Below are 8,148 nucleotides of genomic sequence, written 5' to 3' on the forward strand. Positions count from 1 at the left end.
GGACTCGAGCAGTTCCATCCAGGCCGCTTCGGCCTTTTCCAGCTGCGCGGCAGCGGTTTCGCGGTCACGGCCGATCACCGCCATGCGGCTGGCATCGGCATAGTTGGCCGGGTCGGCGAGTTGGCGGTCCAGCTCGGCCAGCACACCTTCCAGCTCGGCCACCTTGGCCTCGGCGGCGGCCAGCTTGTGCGGGTTCACGGGCTTCTTCTGCACCACCTGTGCCACCGGGGCGGTCTTGACCACCACCGGCTCTTCCACCTGCTCCATGCGGGCCTTCGTGCCCTGCGCCTGCGGACGGGTGCGCAGCCACGCGGCGTATGCATCCAGGTCACCGTCGAACGGCTCGACCACGCCATCGGCCACGCGCCAGTAGGTATCGCAGACCAGGCCGATCAGGTGGCGGTCATGCGAGACCATCACGATCGCGCCTTCGAAGGTGGCCAGCGCTTCGGCCAGCGCTTCGCGCATTTCCAGGTCAAGGTGGTTGGTCGGTTCGTCCAGCAGCAGCACGTTCGGCTGCTGCCAGGCGATCAGCGCCAGCGCCAGGCGCGCGCGCTCGCCACCGGAGAAACCATCGACCGGCTCGAACGCACGGTCGCCGGGGAAATTCCACTTGCCAAGGAAATCGCGGAACGACTGGTTCGGCGCATCCGGCGCAATCTCGCGGAAGTGCTCCATCGGCGACTGGCCTTCGTGCAGCGACTCCACCGTGTGCTGGGCGAAGTAGCCGATCTTCAGGTCCGGGTGCGCCATGCGCTCACCGACGATCGGCGCCAGTTCACCCACCAGGGTCTTCACCAGGGTGGTCTTGCCGGCGCCGTTCGGGCCGAGCAGGCCAATGCGCTGGCCCGCTTCCAGGCCGAAGCCGACGTTGTGCAGGATCACTGCGTCCTGGCCATAGCCGGCCTCGACGTGATTCAGGCGGATCAGCGAGAACGGCAGCTTGGCCGGCGGCGCGAACTCGATGCGGAACTCGCGTTCGGCGCGCACCGCTTCGGTGCCGGCCAGCTTGGCCAGGCGCTTCATGCGGCTCTGCGCCTGCGCGGCCTTGCTGGCCTGCGCCTTGAAGCGGTCGATGAAACTCTGCAGGTGGGCACGCTCGGCCTGCTCCTTCTCGTGCGCGATCTGCTGCTGGCGCAGCTGTTCGGCGCGCTGGCGCTCGAAATCGGTGTAGCCGCCCGGGTAGAGCTTGGCGCCGCCGCCGTGCAGGTGCAGGGTGTGGGTGGCCACGTTGTCGAGGAACTCGCGGTCATGCGAGATCAGCAGCAGGGTGCCCGGGTACTTCAGCAGCCACTGTTCCAGCCAGTACACCGCGTCCAGATCGAGGTGGTTGGTCGGTTCGTCGAGCAGCAGCAGGTCGCTGGGCATCATCAGCGCGCGGGCCAGGTTCAGGCGCACGCGCCAGCCACCGGAGAACGAGGACACCGCGCGGTGGTGGGTCTCGGCCGGGAAACCAAGGCCGTGCAACAGCTTGCCGGCGCGCGCTTCGGCGTCGTAGGCGCCCATCTCGGCCATCTTCGTGTGTGCGTTGGCCACCGCCTCCCAGTCTTCGCGGGCGGTCGCCTCGGCCTCTTCGGCCAGCACCGCGGCCACCTCGGTATCGCCGCCCAGCACGAAGCTCAGCGCCGGGTCCGGCAGCGACGGGGTTTCCTGGGCCACGCTGGCGATACGGACCTTGCCGGGCAGGTCGACGTCACCCTTGTCGGCCTCCAGTTCGCCCTTCACCGCCGCGAACAGGCTGGATTTGCCAGCACCGTTGCGGCCGACCACACCTACCCGGTAACCGGCGTGCAGGGTCAGGTCGACATTGGACAACAGCAGCCGCTCGCCGCGGCGCAAGGCGAAATTACGAAGGGAGATCATCGGGGAAGGGGTCCATATAACCGGATGGAATGTGCTGGTGAGCACTGTTCCTGCGACGCAATTCTAGCGTTAACGAATACTTGACGCGTCCCGGGATGCGCAGTGGCCGACGTTCCTCTCTCCCACGTCCTCGCCGCGCGCGTCCCGGGTCTCCTCCCCGCCGATGCCTGTCCGGGCTAAATGGTTGCTGCTGCAACGTTTTTTCCGATGACCGGCATTTGACAGGCACTGAATATCCCGTTAATTGCTGTATTGCGCACCGCAACAACCGCCGTCCGCCTCACCCCCGTGATGTCGATTCCGGTGCCGCCCCCGCCAACCGGAGCCCATCCCGATGACCCGCAAGACCAGCCTGATCGCCGCCGCCGTCGCTGTCGCACTCGGTGGCTCTCCGTTCGTCGCCGCCGCCCAGCAGGCCGGCACCGCCGCCAATACCCTGGACACCGTGATCGTCACCGGCACCCGCGTGGCCGACCGCACCGTCGCCGAATCGCAGTCGCCGATCGACATCATCACCCCCGAAGCGCTGCAGTCCACCGGCACCAGCGAACTGGCCACCGCCCTTTCACGCGCCCTGCCCTCACTGAACTTCCCGCGCCCGGCGCTGACCGACGGCACCAGCGGCGTGCGCCCAGCGCAACTGCGCGGCCTGTCGCCGGACCAGGTGCTGGTGCTGGTCAACGGCAAGCGCCGCCACACCTCAGCGATGATCAACGTCAACGGCAGCATCGGTCGTGGCTCGTCAGCGGTGGACATCAACGCGATCCCGATCGCCGCGATCGAGCGCGTGGAAGTGCTGCGCGACGGCGCGTCGGCGCAGTACGGCTCGGACGCCATTGCCGGCGTCATCAACATCGTGCTCAAGGGCAGCGGCAGTGGCGGCAGCCTGGCCGTGGACTACGGCCAGTACTCCGCCGGCGACGGCAACAAGTACCAGCTTTCCGGCGATACCGGCGTCGAGTTCGGCAACGGCCGAGGCCGCGTGCACGTGGCCGGCCAGATCAGCCAGCAGGATGAAAGCAACCGCGCCGGCCCGTACCGCGGCACCACGCCGAACACCGGCAACTTCCCCAGCATCGGCCAGAAGACCTTCATCGTCGGCGACCCGCGCGTGGATGCCACTGCTGCGTCGGCCAACGCCAGCTTCGACTTCAGCGACCACGTGACCGGCTACGCCAGCGCGCTGCTCAGCAATCGCGACATCACCTCGTTTGCGTTCTACCGTTCGCGCAACCACAGCGGGCAGAGCGCGCTGCTGGCGCAGACCTATCCGGACGGCTACGTGCCGGAGATCAACCAGTATTCCAAGGACCGCTCGCTGGTGGCCGGGGTCAAGGGCAACACCGACAGCGGCTGGACCTGGGACCTGAGCCTGAACCACGGCGAGAACACCCTCGATTTCCACACCCGCAACAGCATCAACTACAGCCTCGGTGCGACCAGCCCGCGCTCGTTCTACGACGGCACGCTGAAGTACCAGCAGGACATCTTCAACGCCGACCTGACCAAGTCGCTGGACTGGGGCCTTGCCTACCCGGTCACGCTGTCCTTCGGCGGTGAGTACCGCAAGGAGAAGTGGGACCAGAACCCGGGCGAACTGAACTCGTACACCGGCAGCGGCGCGCAGGGCTTCGCCGGCTTCACCCCGACCAATGAAGTGCATGCCGACCGCCACAACTACGCGGTCTATGCGGGCCTGGAAGCGGACCTGACCGAGAAGTTCTCGGCCGGCATCACCGGCCGCTACGAGGACTACTCGGACTTCAGCGACCGCTTCTCCGGCAAGCTGTCGGCGCGCTATGCGTTCACCGACAAGGTCGCGCTGCGTGCCACCGCCTCCAGCGGCTTCCGTGCACCGTCGCTGGCGCAGCAGGGCTACCAGGCGGTCACCAGCCAGTTCCTCAATGGCGTGTTCGTTGAACGCGGCACCTTCCCGACCACCAGCCCGGCCGCGCAGGCGCTGGGTGCCTCGCCGTTGAAGGCCGAAACCTCCACCTCCTACAGCCTGGGCCTGGTACTGCAGCCGGTCGACCGTCTGTACATCACCGTCGATGCGTACCAGATCGACATCGATGACCGCATCGCGCTGTCGTCCAGCATCACCACCAACGCCGCCACCAGCGCGCTGCTGGGCACCCTCGGCCTGCCGCAGGTGACCGCGTTCTCGTACTTCACCAACGGCCTGGATACGCGCACCCGCGGCGTCGACTTCGTGTCCAGCTACACGGTGCCATTCAGCGCCAGCAGCCTGGAGCTGACCGCCGCCTACAGCTACAACGACACCGAAGTGCGCCGTGTCGGCGGCACTCCGGCGGTGTTCGGCACCCTGGGCCTGACCCAGTCGCTGATCGGCCGTGATGAGATCGGTCGCATCGAGGACAGCTACCCGCGCGACAAGGCGATCCTGAGCGGCACCTGGCGTTCGGACCACTGGGAACTGGGCCTGGCCGCAACCCGCTACGGCAAGTTCACCGTGCGCAACTCGGCAACCGCGCTGCGCGACCAGACCTACGGCGATGCCTGGGTGGTGGATGCCTCGGCCAGCTACAAGCCGAGCAGCAACTGGACCCTGACCGTGGGCGCCGACAACCTGCTGGACAAGTACCCGGACCGCACCGAAGACCTGCAGAACTCCACCTTCGGCATGCTGCCGTACAGCAACTACTCGCCGTTCGGCTTCAACGGCGCGTATGTGTACGGGCGGATCAAGTACACCTGGTAAGCGGTAATGGGGGCGCCGTGCCCTGCCCGGCGCTGCTCCACACACCCGCCGGCGACCTCGGGGCAGGCGCGGTCCTGACCGTATACGTTGCCAGCTCCTGCACCCGGTTTCCAGGCTGTGCTCTGTTGCACGCGCCTCATAGGCCGTCCCGTGCATAATCAGCGGACCAACGAAGGAGCCGCTCCGTGACGAGAGCCTGCATCACTCGCCGCCATGTGTACGCTGCGCTCGCGTGGGTTGCGCTGGCGGCCCCCCTGTCAGGGTGTTCAGGAGATCACGTGAAACCCAGCTATTCCAAATCGAGCCTTGAGCCGGTCGTCGTCACCCAGCTCTCCGCGTCGAAGCTCCAGGTCCAGTTCAATGAACCGATGGAAAGCATGTATTACGCGGCAGGGATGAGCTATGTCGTGGAAGGGGACACCATGAAAGTCGTTGTCGATCGCTGTCCCATATCCGGCCAATGCACAACCATGCTGCGGCGCGACGTGAAGCCCGGACCTGCTGGCCCGGCCCGTCAGGAAATTCCCTTGATGGCGCCGCGCGTGGTGATGCTGTACGCCGATGGCGAAACACAGATTTTTCCGTAAGGGCATTCCATGAGCGACAAGGTCGTCCTCGGCATCCATAGTCACGTAGACCCCAATACACAGGGGTCGTTCAATCAGTTCGTGGACGGCCACGCCTGGATCTCGGTGACGCGAAACGGCCATACGACGTTCCATGGCCTGTGGCCAGACAACCATCCACTCGTTGAGGACAATGGCCCAGGTTCGGACATCCGCGAAGGCATGGAAGCCCGGGCCACATCTTCGGCCTCACGCTATTACGAATTGACTCCCGAGCAGGTCAAGCGACTTGACCAGGCCTTGGGCGAAAATGTCACCTGGTCATATGGCAATACCTGCGCATCGTGGGCGACCAGTACCGTGAACAAGGTTACTGGGCAGTCCCTGGATGCAGGCGAACTGCTGTTCACCGATACGCCGCGGGAGCTGATCGAGTCCATTCGCAAGGCAGAGCGCGTGCGGCCCACCAGTCCTTCGCAGCCGCAACCGGCAACCGAACGGCCGGAAACCAGCATCCCATCGCTGAGCGATGCCTCGGCATCGCTTCACCAGCAGGCACTCGCCGGCGTCCATGCGCTGGACGCATCGCTGGGTCGCACATCTGATGAATCCAGCCAACGCATGGCGGCCAGCCTCACCCAACTTGCCCGGGCACAAGGTCTGGAACGGATCGACCATGTGGTATTGGGCTTGCCGACTGGTCAGCCCCCAAGGCCGGAGAACATCTTCGTCATTCAAGGAGCCTTGGATGACCCGGGCCATCTGCGTGCCCCCATCAACATTGAAACGGCCCTTCAGCCATCCGTTGCGGAGTCGCTGCGGCAGATTCATCAGTTGGACAAGCAGTTGGCCGCCTCGCCGCAGCAGGCCGAGCCTGCCCTTGAAGAGACCCAGCGCCGGCAGATGGTGTGATCATCGACGGCTACGCCTGGAGCCCCCCATAGGTAGGCACCATTCGGCCCGCCAGGGCCTGCCATCTCTCAACAAGGCTTGATATCTCGCCCGTACAAGCCGCCCACGCAACGATCCGATACGCTGGCCGGGTTTGCCGTATCTGGCCTCATCGGTGAAAATCGGGGCACCCCCGATTTCCTGCGAGTGCCGATGCACCATGACACCGACCTGATCAACATCGTGGCCGTTGGCCTGGGGCTCGCCTTCATCTTCGGCGCGCTGGCCAACAAGCTCCGCTTGTCTCCCCTGGTCGGTTACCTGGTTGCTGGCATCTGCGTAGGCCCGTTCACCCCCGGCTTCGTCGCCGACCAGGCGCTGGCCAACCAGCTGGCCGAACTGGGCGTGATGCTGCTGATGTTCGGCGTCGGCCTGCACTTCTCGCTGAAGGACCTGATGGCGGTCAAGGCCATCGCCATCCCCGGCGCCATCGGCCAGATCGCGGTGGCCACCCTGCTCGGCTGGGGCGTGGCCTCGCTGATGGGCTGGCCGGCCATTCACGGCGTCATCTTTGGTTTCTCGCTGGCCACGGCCAGTACCGTAGTACTGCTGCGGGCGATGGAGGAACGCCGTCTGCTGGAAACCATGCGCGGCAAGATCGCGGTCGGCTGGCTGATCGTGGAAGACCTGGCCTGCGTGCTGGCACTGGTGATGATGCCGGTGATGGCCGGTGTGTTCGGCCCCGACGCGGCCAAGGAGTCGCACTCGCTGGGCAGCGTGCTGGCCGACATCGGCTGGACCTTCGTGCAGCTGGGCCTGTTCGTGGCGGTGATGCTGGTGGTCGGGCGCCGGGTCATCCCTTGGATCCTCGAACGTATCGCCGGTACCGGTTCGCGCGAACTGTTCACCCTGTCGGTGCTGGCAATCGCGCTGGGGGTGGCGTTCGGCTCGGCGATGCTGTTCGGCGTCTCGTTCGCGCTGGGCGCGTTCTTCGCCGGCATGCTGCTCAACGAATCGGAACTGAGCCACAAGGCCGCGCACGATTCGCTGCCGCTGCGCGATGCGTTCGCGGTGTTGTTCTTCGTCTCGGTCGGCATGCTGTTCGACCCCAACATCCTCGTCCAGCATCCGTGGCAGGTGCTGGCCACGGTGCTGATCATCATGTTCGGCAAGTCGGCAGCCGCGTTCTTCATCGTGCGTGCGTTCGGCCACCCGACCAGCACTGCGCTGACCATCTCGGCCAGCCTCGCCCAGATCGGCGAGTTCGCCTTCATCATCGCCGGCCTCGGCGTGGCGCTGCAGATCCTGCCGAAGGAAGGCCAGTCGCTGGTGCTGGCCGGCGCGCTGGTATCGATCATGCTCAACCCGCTGGTGTTCGGCCTGCTCGACCGATGGCAGGCCAAACAGGAAAAGCAGCCGCAAACGCCGGAGCCAGAGGAGGCGACCGGCCCGTCGCGCGACCTGCATGACCATGCCATCGTGATCGGCTATGGCCGGGTGGGCAGCGAGCTGGCCCAGGTACTGCGCGATCGCGGCGTGCCGGTGCTGGTGATCGATGACAACAAGGAGCACGTCGAGCAGGCGCACGCCAGGGGCCTGGCAGCGATCCGTGGCAGCGCCGCCGCCGACCGGGTGCTGGCCGAGGCCCATCCGGAGCGGGCCAAGATCGCAGTGCTGGCGATCCCACAGCCGCTGGAAGCCGGCGAGGCACTGGCCAAGCTGCGTGCGATCAACCCGGACCTGACCCTGCTGGCACGTGCGCACAGCGATGCGGAAGTGAAGCATCTGCTGGAGCACGGTGCCGATGGCACGGTGATGGCCGAGCGCGAGCTGGCCTATTCGCTGGCGGAGATGATCATGTCCACGCCGCCGTACCGGAACCTGAGGCAGCACAACATTCCTGTTGTATGAGGGGTGTGCTTGCGGCAGGGCTTGCAGCCCTGCACCTGCCCAAACAACGGCAACGGCAACGACAAGAGCAAAAGCTGGCATTCCGTGGGATCGCGGGGTGGGTCCGCTTGCAGCGGCCGCTGCAAGTACGTCCATGTAAGCTCGGTCGCCGCTTGCTCGTGTGCGCAATCCTGCGCACACGGCAAGACCGGGGTT

The 8,148-nt window shown here is 65.8% G+C and carries 5 protein-coding genes; 4 read left to right on the top strand and 1 reads right to left on the bottom strand.

The annotated features are described in order from the left end of the window. On the bottom strand, nucleotides 1-1,863 hold a 1,863-nt coding region (locus tag N5E02_RS19165; RefSeq protein WP_005418533.1), incomplete at its 3' end, for an ABC-F family ATP-binding cassette domain-containing protein. 334 nt (nucleotides 1,864-2,197) lie between these two features. Here N5E02_RS19165 and N5E02_RS19170 point away from each other — a divergent pair. From N5E02_RS19170 to ybaL, 4 genes are all read left to right on the top strand, one after another. Beyond that, nucleotides 2,198-4,585, top strand: a complete 2,388-nt coding sequence (locus N5E02_RS19170) for a TonB-dependent receptor (protein WP_279946617.1) — start codon at nucleotides 2,198-2,200, stop codon at nucleotides 4,583-4,585. 278 nt (nucleotides 4,586-4,863) lie between these two features. Next, the gene (locus N5E02_RS19175; RefSeq protein WP_005418535.1) at nucleotides 4,864-5,172 is read left to right on the top strand and encodes a hypothetical protein; all 309 of its coding nucleotides are present in this window, start codon (nucleotides 4,864-4,866) and stop codon (nucleotides 5,170-5,172) included. Between the two features lie 9 nt (nucleotides 5,173-5,181). Further along, nucleotides 5,182-6,063: an XVIPCD domain-containing protein gene (locus N5E02_RS19180; protein ID WP_005418536.1), complete on the top strand. Its 882-nt coding sequence runs from the start codon at nucleotides 5,182-5,184 to the stop codon at nucleotides 6,061-6,063. Nucleotides 6,064-6,255: 192 nt separating this feature from the next. Next, nucleotides 6,256-7,953, top strand: a complete 1,698-nt coding sequence (ybaL, locus tag N5E02_RS19185; RefSeq protein ID WP_065178909.1) for a YbaL family putative K(+) efflux transporter — start codon at nucleotides 6,256-6,258, stop codon at nucleotides 7,951-7,953. Nucleotides 7,954-8,148 lie beyond the last annotated feature (195 nt).

The organism is Stenotrophomonas sp. GD03777, from assembly GCF_029842485.1.
Taxonomy (GTDB): Bacteria; Pseudomonadota; Gammaproteobacteria; order Xanthomonadales; family Xanthomonadaceae; genus Stenotrophomonas; species Stenotrophomonas sepilia.

Excerpts from the sequence above, each read along its gene's own strand:
- N5E02_RS19170 (WP_279946617.1), top strand. The coding sequence starts at position 2,198 with ATGACCCGCAAGACCAGCCTGATCGCCGCCGCCGTCGCTGTCGCACTC.
- N5E02_RS19180 (WP_005418536.1), top strand. The coding sequence starts at position 5,182 with ATGAGCGACAAGGTCGTCCTCGGCATCCATAGTCACGTAGACCCCAAT.
- ybaL (WP_065178909.1), top strand. The coding sequence starts at position 6,256 with ATGCACCATGACACCGACCTGATCAACATCGTGGCCGTTGGCCTGGGG.